At 73.0% G+C, this 15,525-nt stretch carries 15 protein-coding genes; 6 read left to right on the forward strand and 9 right to left on the reverse strand.

Annotation, left to right across the window (positions count from 1 at the left end):
• Window positions 1-32 precede the first annotated feature (32 nt).
• Both FXF52_RS13025 and FXF52_RS13030 read right to left on the reverse strand, forming a co-directional pair.
• On the reverse strand, window positions 33-1,493 hold the full coding sequence (locus FXF52_RS13025) for a M17 family metallopeptidase (RefSeq protein ID WP_148796830.1): 1,461 nt from the start codon (window positions 1,491-1,493) through the stop codon (window positions 33-35).
• Between the two features lie 145 nt (window positions 1,494-1,638).
• Window positions 1,639-1,806: a DUF3117 domain-containing protein gene (locus FXF52_RS13030; protein ID WP_013283866.1), complete on the reverse strand. Its 168-nt coding sequence runs from the start codon at window positions 1,804-1,806 to the stop codon at window positions 1,639-1,641.
• A gap of 190 nt (window positions 1,807-1,996) precedes the next feature.
• On the opposite strand from FXF52_RS13030, the gene FXF52_RS13035 reads away from it, so the two are divergent.
• On the forward strand, window positions 1,997-2,815 hold the full coding sequence (locus FXF52_RS13035) for a PaaX family transcriptional regulator C-terminal domain-containing protein (RefSeq protein WP_148796832.1): 819 nt from the start codon (window positions 1,997-1,999) through the stop codon (window positions 2,813-2,815).
• Window positions 2,816-2,818: 3 nt separating this feature from the next.
• Window positions 2,819-3,610 carry an enoyl-CoA hydratase-related protein gene (locus FXF52_RS13040; protein ID WP_148796834.1) on the forward strand — a complete coding sequence of 264 codons (792 nt, stop codon included), beginning with the start codon at window positions 2,819-2,821 and terminating at the stop codon, window positions 3,608-3,610.
• Between the two features lie 34 nt (window positions 3,611-3,644).
• On the opposite strand, the gene FXF52_RS13045 is transcribed toward FXF52_RS13040, so the two are convergent.
• From FXF52_RS13045 to FXF52_RS13060, 4 genes are all read right to left on the reverse strand, one after another.
• Window positions 3,645-4,268 carry a hypothetical protein gene (locus FXF52_RS13045; protein WP_148796836.1) on the reverse strand — a complete coding sequence of 208 codons (624 nt, stop codon included), beginning with the start codon at window positions 4,266-4,268 and terminating at the stop codon, window positions 3,645-3,647.
• A gap of 62 nt (window positions 4,269-4,330) precedes the next feature.
• Complete coding sequence (locus FXF52_RS13050) at window positions 4,331-4,915, reverse strand: DNA-3-methyladenine glycosylase I (protein ID WP_148796838.1); 585 nt, start codon at window positions 4,913-4,915, stop codon at window positions 4,331-4,333.
• 46 nt (window positions 4,916-4,961) lie between these two features.
• Complete coding sequence (locus FXF52_RS13055) at window positions 4,962-5,456, reverse strand: SRPBCC family protein (RefSeq protein ID WP_148796840.1); 495 nt, start codon at window positions 5,454-5,456, stop codon at window positions 4,962-4,964.
• Window positions 5,453-6,205 (reverse strand): DivIVA domain-containing protein, encoded by a 753-nt coding sequence (locus tag FXF52_RS13060; RefSeq protein WP_148796842.1) that lies wholly within the window; start codon window positions 6,203-6,205, stop codon window positions 5,453-5,455. Before FXF52_RS13060 ends, FXF52_RS13055 begins: the two co-directional genes overlap by 4 nt.
• A gap of 161 nt (window positions 6,206-6,366) precedes the next feature.
• Between FXF52_RS13060 and folP the strand changes: the two genes are divergently transcribed.
• Window positions 6,367-7,236: a dihydropteroate synthase gene (gene folP, locus FXF52_RS13065; protein WP_148796844.1), complete on the forward strand. Its 870-nt coding sequence runs from the start codon at window positions 6,367-6,369 to the stop codon at window positions 7,234-7,236.
• A gap of 58 nt (window positions 7,237-7,294) precedes the next feature.
• Here the strand turns inward: folP and ndhC are convergent, their stop codons facing one another.
• Window positions 7,295-7,672, reverse strand: a complete 378-nt coding sequence (ndhC, locus tag FXF52_RS13070; protein WP_148796846.1) for an NADH-quinone oxidoreductase subunit A — start codon at window positions 7,670-7,672, stop codon at window positions 7,295-7,297.
• 121 nt (window positions 7,673-7,793) lie between these two features.
• Between ndhC and FXF52_RS13075 the strand changes: the two genes are divergently transcribed.
• From FXF52_RS13075 to FXF52_RS13085, 3 genes are all read left to right on the forward strand, one after another.
• Entirely contained in the window at window positions 7,794-9,185 is a 1,392-nt protein-coding gene (locus FXF52_RS13075; protein ID WP_148796848.1) for a hypothetical protein, read from the forward strand.
• 286 nt (window positions 9,186-9,471) lie between these two features.
• Window positions 9,472-11,319, forward strand: coding sequence for a 2-oxoacid:acceptor oxidoreductase subunit alpha (locus FXF52_RS13080; RefSeq protein WP_148796850.1), 1,848 nt, complete (start codon window positions 9,472-9,474; stop codon window positions 11,317-11,319).
• Window positions 11,312-12,346, forward strand: a complete 1,035-nt coding sequence (locus FXF52_RS13085; RefSeq protein ID WP_148796852.1) for a 2-oxoacid:ferredoxin oxidoreductase subunit beta — start codon at window positions 11,312-11,314, stop codon at window positions 12,344-12,346. The genes FXF52_RS13080 and FXF52_RS13085 overlap by 8 nt, the downstream gene beginning before the upstream one ends.
• Before the next feature lie 79 nt (window positions 12,347-12,425).
• On the opposite strand, the gene FXF52_RS13090 is transcribed toward FXF52_RS13085, so the two are convergent.
• Together FXF52_RS13090 and FXF52_RS13095 are read right to left on the reverse strand one after the other, a co-directional pair.
• Entirely contained in the window at window positions 12,426-14,243 is a 1,818-nt protein-coding gene (locus FXF52_RS13090) for a trypsin-like serine protease (protein ID WP_148796854.1), read from the reverse strand.
• Between the two features lie 260 nt (window positions 14,244-14,503).
• Window positions 14,504-15,520 (reverse strand): TrkA family potassium uptake protein, encoded by a 1,017-nt coding sequence (locus FXF52_RS13095; RefSeq protein WP_148796856.1) that lies wholly within the window; start codon window positions 15,518-15,520, stop codon window positions 14,504-14,506.
• Window positions 15,521-15,525: the final 5 nt, after the last annotated feature.

Here is a 15,525-nt window from a genome sequence, read left to right on the forward strand (position 1 = left end):
CGACGGCGCCCGGCAGGGGACCGCCCGCGCCGTCAGCCCAGCGTCGCCAGCCAGCGCAGCAGCCCGCGTACGCCCCAGCCGGTGGCGCCCCGGGTCAGCTCGGCCTGCTCGTCCTCAGACCAGGAGGGGGCGGACATGTCCACGTGCACCCAGCGGTCCCGCAGGTCGCCGGTGAACTCTCGGAGGAACAGCGCGGCCACGATCGAGCCGGCGCCCCGGTCCGGGGAACTGTGCAGGTCGGCCACGTCGCTGCCCAGGTAGTCCAGGTAGTCGGTGGCCAGCGGCATCCGCCAGGCGCGCTCGCCGGCCGCCTCGATCGCGGCCAGCAGGTCGGCGGCGAGTCCGTCGTTCTCGCTGTACAGGGCGCCGTGCCGCTTGCCCAGCGCCACCGCGTTCGCGCCGGTCAGGGTGGCCAGGTCGACCAGCAGGTCGGGGCGGAGCTCGCGCTCCGCGTACGCCATCGCGTCGGCCAGCACCAGCCGGCCCTCGGCGTCGGAGTTGGTGCTCTCGCTGGTCACGCCGCCGTAGTGGCGGATGACGTCGCCGGGGCGGAAGGCCGACCCGCTGACCATGTTCTCGGCGAGCGGCGCGAGCGTGGTGACCCGCACCGGCAGCCGGAGCGCGGCGGCGCCCAGGGTCGCGGCGACCACCGCGGCGGCGCCCGCCATGTCCTTGCGCATCAGCTTCATGGCCGGCACCGGCTTGATCGAGATGCCACCGGCGTCGAAGGTGATCCCCTTGCCGACCAGCACCACGTGGGTACGCGCGTCCGCCGGCCGCCAGTCCAGCTCGACCAGGCGGGGGCCGCTGGCCGAGCCGCCGCCGACGGCGAGGATGCCGCCGAAGCCCTCGGCCGCCAACTCCTCCGGCCCGCGTACCCGCAGGTGCAGGTCGGGGCGGTCGGCCGCCGCTTCCGCCACCTGGGCGGCGAACCAGCCCGGGTTCTTCGTCGACGAGGGGGTGTTGGTCAGGTCCCGGGCCAGCCGGGTCATCTCGGCGGTGGTGCGGGCCGTCGCCAGGGTCGGGGCGAGCCCGTCCGGATCGCTCACCACAACGTCCACCTCGGCCAGCGCGGGCGTCCCGCCGGCCTCGGTCAGCCGGAACCGGTAGGAGCCCAGCAGCAGCCCCTCGACCAGGCCACGCAGGGCCACCGCGGCGTCCGCCGGGAGGGCGACCGTGACGTACGTCTCATTCTTGGCGGCGCGGGCGAGCGCCGCGCCGGCGCCCCGCCAGCCGTGCTCGTCGCCGTCGCCGACGCCGAGCAGCACCAGCCGCGCGGGCGTGCCGCCCGGGCGCAGGTGCTCCCGCACCTCTCCGGCGGCACCGGTCAGCCGGGCGGCGGGCAGCAGCGAAGCCGCCTCGGCCCGGACGTCGTCGGCGGGCGGCGAGGCGGTGGGGACCAGCGCGGGCGGGCTGTCCGGCCCCTCGGGACGAACGGGCAGGACGAGGGTGTCGAGCCGCTCGGGCTCGCGCACCAGACGAATGGCCAGCACGCTGGACCGTACCTCCGGAAAATTCTCAAAGCGGGATACTTCGCCGAATCGAGTCGACGAAGGCCCTGAGCCACCGGCTGGTGCCGGTGGCTCAGGGTAGAACGAACCGTTCGCGCGACAGCCGTCACGCGGACCGCTCCTCAACTCAGCCGGCGGCCGCCTTCAGCGCGTCACCCAGCGCGGTGGCCTCGTCGGGAGTCATCTCGACGACGAGCCGGCCACCACCCTCCAGCGGGACCCGCATGACGATGCCCCGGCCCTCCTTGGTGACTTCCAGCGGACCGTCGCCCGTCCGCGGCTTCATCGCCGCCATGTTGTCTCCCCTCAGACCTACACCAGGGTCGGTGGGTTGCCCCACAGCCACTTCGCCATAACCACCCGCAACCATCGCGGGGGTGTCGACCAACGATTTTCCCTGATGAACACCGCCGGACCCAAACCGAAGCAGCATTGATGTAACAGCATCTAGCTTATCTTGGGTAGGCCTGTCACAATGTGCGGTCATGCAGGCACGGTCGGCACTCTTCGACCTGTACGGCGACCACCTCCGGGCGAGGGGTGGGCGCGCACCCGTGGCCGCCCTGGTCAAGCTGCTGGCGCCGCTCGGGATCGCCCCTCCGGCCGTCCGCACCGCGGTCTCCCGGATGGTCCGCCAGGGCTGGCTCGAACCGCTCCGGCTCGCCACCGGACCCGGTTATTCGATCACGCCGAAAGCGGGCCGCCGACTCGACGAGGCGGCCTCCCGGATCTACCGGACGGGGCGGCACAGCTGGGACGGGCGGTTCGACATGCTGGTGCTGGAGGCCCCGGCCTCCCGGCGCGACCGGCAGCGGCTCGCCGCCAACCTGACCTTCCTCGGCTACGGCCCGCTCGACGACTGCACCTGGGTGGCCACCCGCCCGGGAGAGGACGTCGACGTCCTGCTCGCCGAGGCGGGCGTGCGCTACGAGCGGTTCACCGCCGCCCACGCCGCCGGCAACCCCGGCGCCATGGGGGTGGTCCGTCGGGCCTGGGACCTGGCCGAGATCGGCCGGGCGTACGAACGGTTCGTCGCCGAGCAGAAGCCCCTGCTGTCCGGCGTCACCGTGCGCAGCAGCGACGAGGAGGCGTACGCGGCCCGGTTCCGGCTCGTGCACGCGTGGCGTACCTTCCTTTTCCAGGATCCGCAGCTGCCCCCGGCGCTGCTCCCCGAGCGCTGGCCGGGCACCAGCGCGGCCGGTTTCTTCGACCGGCACGCGGCCCGGCTCCGGCCGGCCGCCGACCGGTACGTCGAGCAGTGCCTCGACGCCAGCAACCGCCTCGCCCGACAGAAGGGTCGTTAGAACGTGACCGAGCCGCTGCTCGTCGACCGCACCGACGCCGTCGTCACCTTGACGCTGAACCGCCCGAACGCGATGAACTCGCTGGACCTGGCGCTCAAGGAGGCGCTCCGCGACGCCCTCGCGGAGCTGGAGACCGACCGGTCCTGCCGGGCGGTCGTGCTGGCCGGGGCGGGCGGCTCGTTCTGCGCCGGGCAGGACCTGCGGGAGCACGTGCAGACCCTCGAATCCGCCGACACCGACCCGCTGGGCACCGTGCGGGCCCACTACAACCCGATCGCCGCCCGGCTGGCCAACCTGCCCAAGCCAGTGGTCGCCGCGGTCCGGGGCATGGCCGCCGGGGCCGGCGCCTCGCTGGCGTTCCTCGCAGACTTCCGGATCGGCGGCCCGAAGACGAAGTTCCTGATGGCCTTCGCCGGGGTCGGGCTCGCCGCCGACACCGGCGCCTCCTGGACGCTGCCCCGGCTGGTCGGCCACGCCAAGGCCGTCGAGCTGCTGATGCTCGCCGAGCCGGTAGGCGCCGACGAGGCCGGCCGGCTCGGCCTGCTCACCCGCCTGGTGGACGACGACGAGCAGGTGCTGCCGACCGCGCAGGAGCTGGCCGCCCGGCTCGCCGCCGGCCCGACCGTCGCGTACGGGGCGATCAAGCGCCAGCTCTCCATCGCCGACGCCGGCACGCTCGCCGACGCCCTCGCCGCCGAGGCGCAGGCGCAGACGATCTGCGGCACCACCGCCGACCACCGGGCGGCCACCATGGCGTTCGTCAACAAGCAGAAGCCGGTCTTCGAGGGCCGCTGAGCCGGCCCCGCGGCTCCGGGACGGCCGGCAGGCGTCAGTCGTCCTCTTCGGGATCCTGGTTGGCCACCACGCCGAGCACGTAGGCCTGCATGGCCAGCTCGTCGCCGCTGGGCGAGACGAAAGCGGGCAGCTCCCGGGGGCCCAGCTCCTGCACGTACGACCAGAAGAGCCGGACCGCCTCGGCGGGCGAGGCCGCCTCGATCGGCAGGTCGAGGCTGACCAGCCAGGACCGCCGGGCGGGCGGCGGGCCGAGCCGGGCCGCCAGCTCCCGCCAGGCGGCCAGGTCCAACCCGGTCACCGGCCCGTCGAGGGCCAGGAGGTCGTCCACCGGCACCGGCTCGTCGAGCACCCGCCGGGTGTACGTCACCACGAGCTCCCCCGGACCGGCCTCGGACTGGGGGTCGTCCGGGTCCTCCCGGGTCTCGGCGGTGGCCAGGGCGACCCGGCCGAGCGCCACCAGCCGCAGCGGCTCGTCGACCAGCACCGCGACCGGGTCACCCGGCCGGGGCCGGACGACGCCCTCCAGCCCGGTCAGCTCCAGGGTGTCGTGGTGCACCAGCCGCTCGGCCTCGTACCGTTCGGCGGGCAGCAGCACCGCCCAGGCGCCGGACGCGGTGGTCTCGCTCGTCCCACTCGTGCGGAGCTCGGTGTCGGTCATGGGTCAATCCCACCACGCCGCGCCGCTGCCGGCCCCAGCACGTCCGCCGGACGCCGCCGGCGTCACGTCCCGGCCGGGTCGAGGGCGACGTGGCAGCCGGCGAGGTGGTCGTCCACCATGCCGGTGGCCTGCATCAGCGCGTAGGCGGTGGTGGGGCCGACGAAGCGGAAGCCGCGCTTCTTGAGCGCCTTGGCCAGCGCGGTCGACTCCGGGGTGAGCGCCGGTACGTCGGCAAACGACCCGGGCCGGGCCGGGCGGGGCGGCGGCGCGTAGGACCAGAGCAGCGCGGAGAGGCTGTCGGGCAACTCCAGCGCGGCCCGGGCGTTGGCGATGGCCGCCTCGACCTTGGCCCGGTTGCGGACGATCCCGGCGTCGGCCAGCAGCCGGGCCACGTCGGCCTCGCCGTAGCCGGCGACCTTCTCGATCCGGAACTCGTCGAAGGCGAGCCGGAACGCCGGCCGCTTGCGCAGGATGGTCAGCCAGGACAGGCCGGACTGGAACGCCTCCAGGGTCAGCCGCTCATAGAGCGCGTCGTCGCCACGGAGCGGCCGGCCCCACTCCCGGTCGTGGTAGACGGCGTAGTCCGGGGTGCTCGCTCCCCAGGCGCAGCGGGGCAGGCCGTCGGCACCGGTCACCAGGTCAGTCACGGCGTAAACGGTAGGCCAGCCCACCGACAACCGACCACGACCGGGCTCAGGGCAGCCGGCCCTGCTCCACCAGCCGGGCGAACTTCTTCAGCGCCTGGGTGAGGCCGAACTTCGAGCCCGGCCAGAGCACCGGCCAGGCCACCCGGCCGGCGGTCCCGCCGGGCAGATGGAACCACTCGTGCCAGACCACCTGCGTACGGTCCCGTTCCACCGGGGTGCAGCGCAGCACCCCGGGCCCGCGCAGCAGCTTGCCGCAGTGCACCACCCCGACCTCGTACGGGGCGTCCACCCGAACCACCCGCATCTCGTCCCGCACCACGGCAGGGCCGAACGCGGTGACCGCCTCCACCAGGCTCCCCTCGCCGCCGTCGCCCTCCACCACGCGAACCGTGGTGAGCGGGATCCAATCGGACTGCCGCTCCCACGCGGTCAGCGCGGCGAAGACCCGCTCGGCCGGCGCGTCGACGATCACCGTCGCGGTGACCTCGGCGGCGCCGGGCTGGGTGGCATCGTCGAGTCCGTCGCCCTCCGGGCCGGTCACGCCGACTCCGAGCGGACCACCGCACCGCGCTTCCGCTCGCCGTCGTCAGCCGGGGCGCCCGTGCCGGTGGAGTCGTCGGCCGGGGCGGGGGTGGGCTCGGCCGCTGCCCGACCCGCGGCCGCCCGGTCGGCTGCCGCCTCGTCGGCGGGCGCCGCGACCGGGGCCGCCGGGCCGGCGGGCGTCGGGGTGTCCGAGGGGAGTGTCGCCTCGTCCTCCACCGCGGCGGCGGCCGGCGCGGCGGCCAGGCCCGCGTCGGCGGTCAGCGGGGCAGCCGACTCGGCGGCCGGTGGGTCGGTCGCCTCCGCGGCCGAGGTGTCGGCGGCCGGGGCGTCGGCCGAGAAACCCGTGCTCTCGTCGCCCGGGTCGCCCGGGGCGTCGGCCGGGTTCGTGCCGGCGGCCTCCTCGCGGGTCCGGCGCAGCGCGTCGGCCTCCTCGGTCCGCCCCGCCCGGAGCGCGGCGACCTCGGCCTCGAGCACGCCGATCAGCTCCGATTTGTAGCCGATGTCGTACGCGGCCCGACGCAGCGCCTGGTCGACCTGCGCCATCCGGTAGCCGCGCAGCGCGGTGTCGAAGCGCACCTCGGCGACGTCCGACTCGTCCAGGGGACGGCTGCCCGGCAGGGGTACGGCCCGCCCGTCCGGCTCGGCCGGCACCAGGCCCGGGTCCCGCCCGGAGACCAGCACCGTCACCCCGAACACCACCGCCGCGACGGTCAGCGCGACGACCAAGAGGAGCAGAACCTCACCCATGGGGAGATCGTGGCATGCGGGCGCGCCTCGGGCGAGCCCTCCACCCGCTCCGACCATGATTCGAAACCCCGCGTACCGGGCGGGCCGATCGGCGATCGACCGGATAGCGTCGGGGGCGGCCGGCGGACGACCGGGGCCGGGGCGGAGATCAGGAGGCGGGCATGGCCGGGGCGCTACGGCTCGGTGGACGGACCTTCTCCCCGGGTGAGCTGGTGGTGATGGCGATCGTCAACCGCACCCCGGACTCGTTCTTCGACCGGGGCGCCACCTTCGCCCAGGACAGCGCGCTGCGGGCGGTGGACCGGGCGGTGGCCGAGGGCGCCGGCATCATCGACATCGGCGGGGTGAAGGCCGGCCCGGGCGACGAGGTGGACGTGGCCGAGGAGATCCGCCGGACGGTGGACACCATCGCGGCGGTCCGGGCCGCCTTCCCCGACGTGGTCATCTCGATCGACACGTGGCGGGCCGAAGTGGCCGTGGAGGCGGTGGCGGCCGGCGCCGACCTGCTCAACGACACCTGGTCGGGGGCGGATCCGGCGCTGGCCCGGGTCGCGGCGGAGACCGGCGCCGGGCTGGTCTGCTCGCACGCGGGCGGGCTCACCCCACGCACCCGGCCGCACCGGGCCACATTCGACGACGTGGTGGCCGACGTGGCCGCGACGGTGACCGGGCTCGCCGAGCGGGCGGTGGCCCTCGGCGTACGTCCGGACGGGATCCTGATCGACCCGGCGCACGACTTCGGCAAGAACACCCGGCACTCCCTGGAGATCACCCGGCGGCTCGCCGAGCTCACCGACACGGGGTGGCCGCTGCTGGTGGCCCTGTCGAACAAGGACTTCATCGGCGAGACGCTGGACCTGCCGGTGCCCGACCGGTTGGAGGGCACGCTGGCCGCCACGGCCGTCTCGGCCTGGCTGGGCGCCCGGGTGTTCCGCGCCCATCAGGTGCGCGAGACCCGCCGGGTGCTGGACATGGTCGCCTCGATCAAGGGAGACCGGCCGCCGACCCTGACCCGTCGCGGGCTGGCCTGAGCCTACGACAACTCCAGCGCGGCGCGTCTGACGCCGCGCAGCGCCCTGGAGCCGTCGGTCAGGTCCAGCGGAGGATGTTCTTCCGCCAGGCGTAGAGGATGCCGAGCGCCACCACGGCGACGAAGACGGCCATCTCCACCACCGTGGTCGCGCCGAACCCGGGCCGGTCGAAGACCAGCGCCCAGGGGAAGAGGAAGACCGCCTCGACCGCGAAGAGCACGTACAGGTACGCGTAGACGTAGTACCTGATCTGCATCTGCGCCCAGTCGCCGCCGACCGGGTCGAGGCCGCACTCGTAGCTGGCCCGTTTTCCCCAGGGGTCAGCCGGACGGCCAGGACGTAACACCCGATTGGCTGAGAACGCCGTGACGAAGAAGAGCACGGCGGCGAGCAGCAGGAGACCGAGGGTGGCGTACGAGCCGAGATATCCGGTCACGGTCGGGAGCCTACCGCTCCGCCCGTCCAGGCGGTCCGCGCGACTTTGTTTCGTTTTTGACCTAACGCCCGATGACAACTATGGCCGAAAGAATGAACCCAGTGAGCCTCACGGAGGACAGATGACGCGCCCCCGCCTACGGCCCGCTCGCCGGGCCGGGCACCGACGTACCTCCGTGCTGCTCGCGTCGGCGCTGGCCGCCGGCCTCGCGGCGGCGGTCGGGCTGGCGCCCGGGTGGGCCACGGCATCGCCCACAGTGACCGGCGTGGCTCGCGCGGCCACCGATCCGGCGACCGACCCCGGCGGCGACCCGACCGACGGCACGCCCACCGGGGGCCCCACCACGACCGAGCCGGCGCCGACCACCGCGCCGCCGACCGAGAGCGCGCCCCCGACGAGCGTGCCGCCGGCACCGACGACGACCGCGCCGGCCCCGACGACCACCACCCCGGGCAAACCCCGGCCCACCACGACCGCGCCGACCACCACCGCCCCGGCTCCCCCGCCGGCCGCCCCGCCCGCGGCGCCCGGCCAGTCGGCCGGCGGCCGGCTCGGCGTGCGGGTCACCACCGAGGACGTCACGCTCACCCCGGCCTACTGGAACGCGGACCGCACGGTGACCACGCTGCGGGTGACCGTGACCAACACCGGCGGCGCCACGGCGCGGGTCCGGCTCGGTTACACGCTGCCGGCCGGCCTGACCGACGCGGGAACCGCCGGCTGCGCGCCCGCCGGTGGCGGCACCTACCGCTGTGGCGGGTGGACCACCGCGCCGGGCACCCGGTTCCGCAGCTCGATCCGGATCCGGGTCGCGGGCACCGCCTGGCGGTCCATGCCGCTAAGCGGCTCGGTCCGGGTCACCGCCACCGCACCCGGGGCCAGCGGGGCGGCCACCGACGACGAGGGCTTCGCCGTCCTCTTCCCGCCCGGACCGCCGGCGCCCGGGATCGCGCTCCACGCCGAGGAGGTGCTGTTCGGCGTCGGCGGTGACCCGACCACCCTGGCCGTACGCCTGGGCAACACCGGCAAGGCCGACGCGGCCGGGCGGGTCGAGGTGGTCCTCCCCGCCGGGGTGACCCCCACCGACCCGCCCGCCGGCTGCACCGCCGTCGCCCCGACCCGTACCCGGTGCGACCTGGGCACGGTGCCGGCGGGGCGCAGCGCCACCCTGCGGCTGCCGGTGGCCGCCACGCCGGAGGCCCAGCGCCGGGCCCCGCTGTCCGGCGCGGTCGCCGGCCGGCTGGAGCCGCGCAGCGGGCGGGACCGGCAGGTGCAGATGAGCTTCCGGATCACCTCCGCCGCCGCACTGGCCCTGCCCGTGGCGGCCGGCTCCGAGGGCGTGCTGGCCCACGCGGGGCGGGCCGCCGACGAGGACGGCTTCGGCCCGGTTCGGACCGCCGTCGTGCTGATCGCCGCCTCCGGCCTCGTGGTGGTGCTCGCGCTGGTCCTGGCGACCACCTCGCTGCGCCGCCGGACGGGCGCCGGTCCGGCCGCCGACCCCACCCGGGAGTGATCCGCCGGACCCCTTCGAGCCTGCGGTGATCTGAGTTACGGTGACGGTACTAAACGCCGCAAAACCGGGCATACGGCGGGCGGATCGGGTCCCATACGTCGGACCTCCACCAAGGTGGCCCTAAGGGGCCGACGTAGGCTCTGACGTGAGAAATGGAGCGGGCCGGACCGGGCTACGGACGGCTCGCGGCAGCAGCGCGTCAAGGAGGGCACGTGGCCGGGCAAGGCGGGGTCACCATCATGTTCAGCCGCCCGTGTGACGGCGCTGAGCGAAGCGAGGTGCGGGCGTGACCAAGCAGATCCGTCAACTGGACCGGGTGGTCATCCGGTTCGCCGGCGACTCCGGCGACGGCATGCAGCTCACCGGTGACCGGTTCACCTCCGAGACGGCTCAGCTGGGCAACGACATCTCCACGTTGCCCAACTTCCCGGCCGAGATCCGGGCCCCCGCAGGCACCCTGCCGGGTGTGTCGAGCTTCCAGGTGCACTTCGCCGACTACGACATCCTGACCCCCGGCGACGCGCCCAACGTGCTGGTGGCGATGAACCCGGCGGCGCTCAAGGCCAACCTGGCCGAGCTTCCGCGCGGCGCGGACATCATCGTCAACACCGACGAGTTCACCAAGCGCAACCTGGCCAAGGTGGGCTACACGACCAGCCCGCTGGAGGACGGCTCGCTCACCGGGTACGTGGTGCACCCGGTCGCGCTGACCTCGATGACGATCGGCGCGCTGGCCGCGCACGACGTGTCCAAGAAGGACGCCGAGCGGGCCAAGAACATGTTCGCGCTCGGCCTGCTGAGCTGGATGTACTCCCGCCCGTACGAGTCGACGCTGCGGTTCCTGGAGCGCAAGTTCGCGGCCCGTCCGGAGCTGGTCGCGGCGAACGTGGCCGCCTTCCGGGCCGGGTGGAACTTCGGCGAGACCACCGAGGACTTCTCCGTCCGCTACGAGGTCAAGCCGGCCAGCATGGTGCCGGGCACCTACCGGAACATCACCGGCAACGCGGCGCTGTCGCTGGGCCTGGTGGCCGCCGGCGTCCGCTCCGGGCTGCCGGTCTTCCTCGGGGCGTACCCGATCACCCCGGCCTCGGACATCCTGCACGAGCTGAGCAAGCACAAGCGGTTCGGCGTGGTCACCATGCAGGCCGAGGACGAGATCGCCGCGGTCGGCGCGGCGCTGGGCGCGTCGTACGGCGGCTCACTCGGGGTCACCACCACCAGCGGCCCCGGCGTGGCGCTGAAGAGCGAGACCATCTCCCTGGCGGTGGCGCTGGAGCTGCCGCTGGTCATCGTCGACGTGCAGCGCGCCGGGCCGTCCACCGGCATGCCGACCAAGACCGAGCAGGCCGACCTCAACCTGGCGCTGTACGGCCGGCACGGCGAGGCCCCGGTCGCGGTGATCGCGCCCAAGTCGCCGGCGGACTGCTTCCACGCCGCCCTGGAGGCGGCCCGGATCGCGCTGACCTACCGCACCCCGGTGATCCTGCTGTCCGACAACTACGTGGCCAACGGCTCCGAGCCGTGGCTGCTGCCGGACGTGGCGAGCCTGCCCGACCTGCGGGTCGACTTCGCCTCCCGGCCCAACGGCGAGGACGGCACCACCTTCCTGCCGTACCTGCGGGACCCGGAGACCCTGGCCCGGCCGTGGGCCATCCCGGGCACCCCTGGGCTGGAGCACCGGATCGGCGGCCTGGAGAAGGCCGACAAGACCGGCGACATCTCGTACGACCCGGCGAACCACGACTTCATGGTGCGTACCCGGGCAGCCCGGATCGAGACCATCCCGGTGCCGGACGTCGAGGTGGAGGACCCGGACGGCGACGCCCGGGTGCTGGTGCTCGGCTGGGGCTCGACGTACGGCCCGATCGGGGCGGCCTGCCGGGGCCTGCGGCAGCGCGGGCTCTCCATCGCCCAGGCGCACCTGCGCCACCTGGCCCCGATGCCGGCCAATCTCGGCGAGGTGCTGCGCGCGTACGACCGGGTGGTCATCCCCGAGATGAACCTCGGCCAGCTCGCCCACGTGATCCGGGCGAAGTACCTGGTCGACGCGATCGGCTACAACCAGGTCCGCGGCCTGCCGTTCACGGCCGCCGAGCTGGAGACGATGCTGGAAGAGGTCCTGAAGAATGTCTGAGCCCATCGCCCTCAAGCTCACCGCCAAGGACTTCAAGTCCGACCAGGAGGTGCGCTGGTGCCCCGGCTGCGGCGACTACGCCATCCTGGCGGCCGTGCAGGGCTTCATGCCGGAGCTGAACATCCCCCGGGAGAACATCGTCTTCATCTCGGGCATCGGCTGCTCGTCCCGCTTCCCGTACTACATGAACACCTACGGGATGCACTCGATCCACGGCCGCGCCCCGGCGATCGCCACCGGCCTGTCGGTGACCCGGCCGGACCTGTCGGTCTGGGTGGTCACCGGTGACGGTGACGCGCTCTCCATCGGCGGCAACCACCTGATCCACGCGCTGCGCCGCAACGTCAACCTCAAGATCCTGCTCTTCAACAACCGGATCTACGGCCTGACCAAGGGGCAGTACTCGCCGACCTCGGAGATCGGCAAGATCACCAAGTCGACCCCGGTCGGTTCGGCGGACGCTCCGTTCAACCCGCTGTCGCTGGCGCTCGGCGCGGAGGCCACCTTCGTCGCCCGGACCATCGACTCCGACCGGAAGCACCTCCAGTCGGTGCTGCGGGCCGCCGCGGAGCACCAGGGCTCCGCGTTCGTGGAGATCTACCAGAACTGCAACATCTTCAACGACGGCGCGTTCGACCAGCTCAAGGAGCCGGCCACCCGGGACGACTACCTGATCCGGCTGGAGCACGGGCAGCCGATCACGTTCGGCAAGGACGGGCAGTTCTGCGTCGTCCACCCGCCGGGCGGCTTCGGGCTGGAGGTCCGGGACACCGCGGCCACCCCGGCCGAGGAGATCGTGGTGCACGACGCCGGCGTCACCGACCCCGCGTACGCCTTCGCGCTGTCCCGGCTGCCGGGTGCGGACCTGCGCAACACCCCGATCGGCGTGTTCCGCTCGGTGACCCGGCCGTCGTACGACAGCGTGGTGCAGGAGCAGGTCGCCGCGGCGAAGGCCAGCGTCGACGAGACCCCGGAGCAGCAGCTCGCCGGCCTCCTGGCCAGCGGTGACACCTGGACGATCGGCTGACGTCGACGCTTCGGCGACCACGGAAAGGGCCCGCGACCACAGGTCGCGGGCCCTTTCGTTCGCAGTGGCGCGATCCCGATCAGAAGACCAGGTTGTAGGCGCCCCAGCCGCCCATGATCGTCTTGCCGCGGGCGTCGATCCAGTTGCCGTACCCGTCGGTGGTGTACATGCGCATGTCGTCGACGCTGTTGACGCCCAGCATGTCCACCATGTTGTCGCCGTTCCAGTCGCCCGGGGTGAGGATGTTCTTGAACCCGCCCCAGCCGGTGCCGATGACCGTGCCCTTCGGGTTGGTCCAACCGCCCTGGCCGTCCGACTGGTAAAGCTTCAGGTCGCCGGTGGTGGTGCGGCAGATCAGCACCTCGAGGCCGTCACCCTTCCAGGCGCCGGGGGTGAGGAACAGGTTGAACGAGTTGTAGCCGGTGCCGATCAGGGTGCCCTTCGGGTTGTCCCAGCCGCCCGCGCCGTTGCTGGTGTAGCGGACGAGGTCACCATTGTCCCGGCGGACCATCAGGCTCGGGCGGTTGTTGCCCAGCCAGTTGTTCGTCACCATCAGGGCGGTGAAGCTGCCCCAGCCGGTGCCGATCAGCTTCGGGGCACCGGCGAAGTTGCCGGCGCCGTCGGTGTTGTAGATCCACAGCTCGTTGGCCGTGTTCACCACCATGATCGACGGCTTGTTGTCGCCGTTCCAGTTGTAGACCCGGAAGACCCGCTTGAAGCTGCCCCAACCGGTGCCGAGGATCCGGTCGTTCGACCAGAAGCCACCGTACCCGTCGTTGCCGAACCCGCTGCCCACGAAGAGCCGCAGCTTGCCGGCCGAGTCCCGGGCGATCAGGTCGGTGTGGCCGTCGCCGGTCCAGTCGGCGTTGACCAGCGGCGGCCGGGTGAAGTCCGCCTTGATCGAGTCGGAGTAGTAGCCCAGCTCCTCGTAGAAGCCCGGGTGCTCACCGCAGTTGCCGTAGCCCCAGTCGGTGAGGCCGACCTGCTTGCCGTTCACCAGCAGCGGGCCGCCGGAGTCGCCGCCGCAGGTGTCGGCGGACGGCGTGGTGGGCGTGCCGTTCCCGGCGCAGAGCATCCGGTTGGCGTCGTACCCGATGCGGGCCTGGTTGGCGTCGGCGGCACAGTAGGTGTCGGTCTGGATCGGCACCGACGCCCTGCGCAGCCGGGTGTCGCCCGGGTCGACGTTCTCGTCCGAGCTGGTGACGCCGTACCCGACGATGTCCGCCATGTCGCCGGGCGCGTACGCCGTCTCGCCCTGCGCGCTGAAGGTGATCGGCGTGTACTCGACCGGCAGGTCCTTCTTGAGGGTGAGGACCGAGACGTCGTCGAGGATCGTGTCAGCCGTCTGGTCGTACTGCGCGGCGATGTTCCAGCCCTGGTGGGTCCAGGTGGAACCGACCTCCGCGACGTAGCCGGCGGTGGTGATGATGTTGCCGTTGGCGTCGAGAAGCTGGTCGTGCCCGGCGATGACCCGGGTCGTGCCCGCTCCGTCAGCGGTGCAGTGCGCCGCCGTCAGCACCTTGTTGGGGGCGACGACGGTGCCGGTGCACCAGCCGATGCCGGTGTCGAGGTAGGTGACGACACCGACGATGTAGGGGTGGTCCGCCGCGCTGACGGTGGTGCCACCGACGATCCGCGGAGTCGCGCCCGTGCCCTTCGACTGGAACCGGGGACCGTACGCGCCCGGGGCGGGCGGGGTGAACTTCCCCTCCCGGAAGTGCGGCAGCTTCGTCGGCCGTTCGGCTTGGACGGTGCGCGCGTCGGACGCTCCGCCGGCCGGGGCCGCCTGGACGGCGGTGCCCGGCGCGACGACCGCCGCGCCGCCGAGCGCGATGCCGGCCAGGATTCCGGCCGCTCGCCGCCGTCGGGTTCCTGCAGTTTCTGCCTCTTGAGCCACTAGTTATCCCGTCGTTTGGTTACCGAGGCACTCGAAACTGCCGTCCTGGCACGGCACCTGGGAGGTCGCGAACGAGACACACGAGGTCGATGAGCTCGCGTGACAGTGAATCCCCCGTGCCCGGGCCAAGGAAGTGGCGCCGGCGACCCGATTGGTTGCCGCGCCTCCGTTGGCAGTTCCAAGCGGCCAAACGCTAGCAAGCAACCACGGAAAGATAAAGATCCAAGTGGTTGTTCATGGATGTCCGACCGTTCACCTGATCAGTGGGGGGCGGCCGTCGCCTGCGGGCGGTCGTCGCGGACGTACACGACCATGTCGCCGGTCTCGATCTCCGCGCCGGCCCGATCGGTGAGCGTCACCACCCGGCCCCGCCGGACCAGCGCGATCACCAGCGAGTCCAGCTCGCGCGGCGACCTGCCCACCTCGTCGCGCTCCGCCGAGCGCATGGCCAGCGCCATGCCCTGCCCCGGGGTGAGCAGGTCCTCCACCACGTCGATCAGCGGCGGGGCGGAGGTGGAGAGGCCGAGCAGCCGGCCGGCGGTCGCCGAGGAGACGATCACGTGGTGCGCGCCGCTCTGCTTGAGCAGCGGCGCGTTCTCCGCCTCGCGTACCGCCGCGATGATCCGGACCTGGCCGGCGGTGAGCTGCCGGACGGTCAGGGCCACCAGCACCGAGGCGTCGTCGCTGTCGGTCGCGATGATCACCGCTCGGGCCGTCCGGATGTGCGCCTCCTCCAGCACGGACGAACGGGTCGCCGAACCCTCGATGGCGACCAGCCCCGCCGAGGTGGCCTGCCGCAGCGCGGCGCCGTTCCGCTCCACCACCACGATCCGGGACCTGTCCGTGCCGTTCTCCAGCAGCGCGGAGACGGCGCTCCGGCCCTTGGTGCCGTAGCCGCAGATGATCACGTGGTCCTTCACGGTCCTCCTCCACCGCGACAGGCGACGGCCGGTCCGGTACTGCTCGGTCAGGACTTCCAGAGTGGTGCCGACCAGGATGATCAGGAAGAGCACCCGGGCGGGGGTGACGAACAGGACGTTGACCAGGCGCGCCGAGGGGGTGCCCGGGGTGATGTCGCCGTAGCCGGTGGTGGAGAGCGAGACCACCGCGTAGTAGAAGCAGTCGAGGAGGCTGAGCCCGTCCTCGTTGACGTCGCGGTAGCCGTCGCGGTCGAGCCAGACCGCGGCCACCACGGCGAAGACCAGGCCCAGGGCGGCGAGCAGGCGCAGACTGAGCGCGCTCAGCGGCCCCCGCCGTTGCGCGGGAAAATGGATCACCGTCG

Source organism: Micromonospora sp. MP36, from assembly GCF_008119785.1.
GTDB lineage: Bacteria > Actinomycetota > Actinomycetes > Mycobacteriales > Micromonosporaceae > Micromonospora.

Excerpts from the sequence above, each read along its gene's own strand:
- FXF52_RS13060 (WP_148796842.1), bottom strand. The coding sequence starts at position 6,205 with ATGGGTGAGGTTCTGCTCCTCTTGGTCGTCGCGCTGACCGTCGCGGCG.
- FXF52_RS13035 (WP_148796832.1), top strand. The coding sequence starts at position 1,997 with ATGCAGGCACGGTCGGCACTCTTCGACCTGTACGGCGACCACCTCCGG.
- FXF52_RS13075 (WP_148796848.1), top strand. The coding sequence starts at position 7,794 with ATGACGCGCCCCCGCCTACGGCCCGCTCGCCGGGCCGGGCACCGACGT.
- folP (WP_148796844.1), top strand. The coding sequence starts at position 6,367 with ATGGCCGGGGCGCTACGGCTCGGTGGACGGACCTTCTCCCCGGGTGAG.
- FXF52_RS13030 (WP_013283866.1), bottom strand. The coding sequence starts at position 1,806 with ATGGCGGCGATGAAGCCGCGGACGGGCGACGGTCCGCTGGAAGTCACC.
- FXF52_RS13045 (WP_148796836.1), bottom strand. The coding sequence starts at position 4,268 with ATGACCGACACCGAGCTCCGCACGAGTGGGACGAGCGAGACCACCGCG.
- FXF52_RS13085 (WP_148796852.1), top strand. The coding sequence starts at position 11,312 with ATGTCTGAGCCCATCGCCCTCAAGCTCACCGCCAAGGACTTCAAGTCC.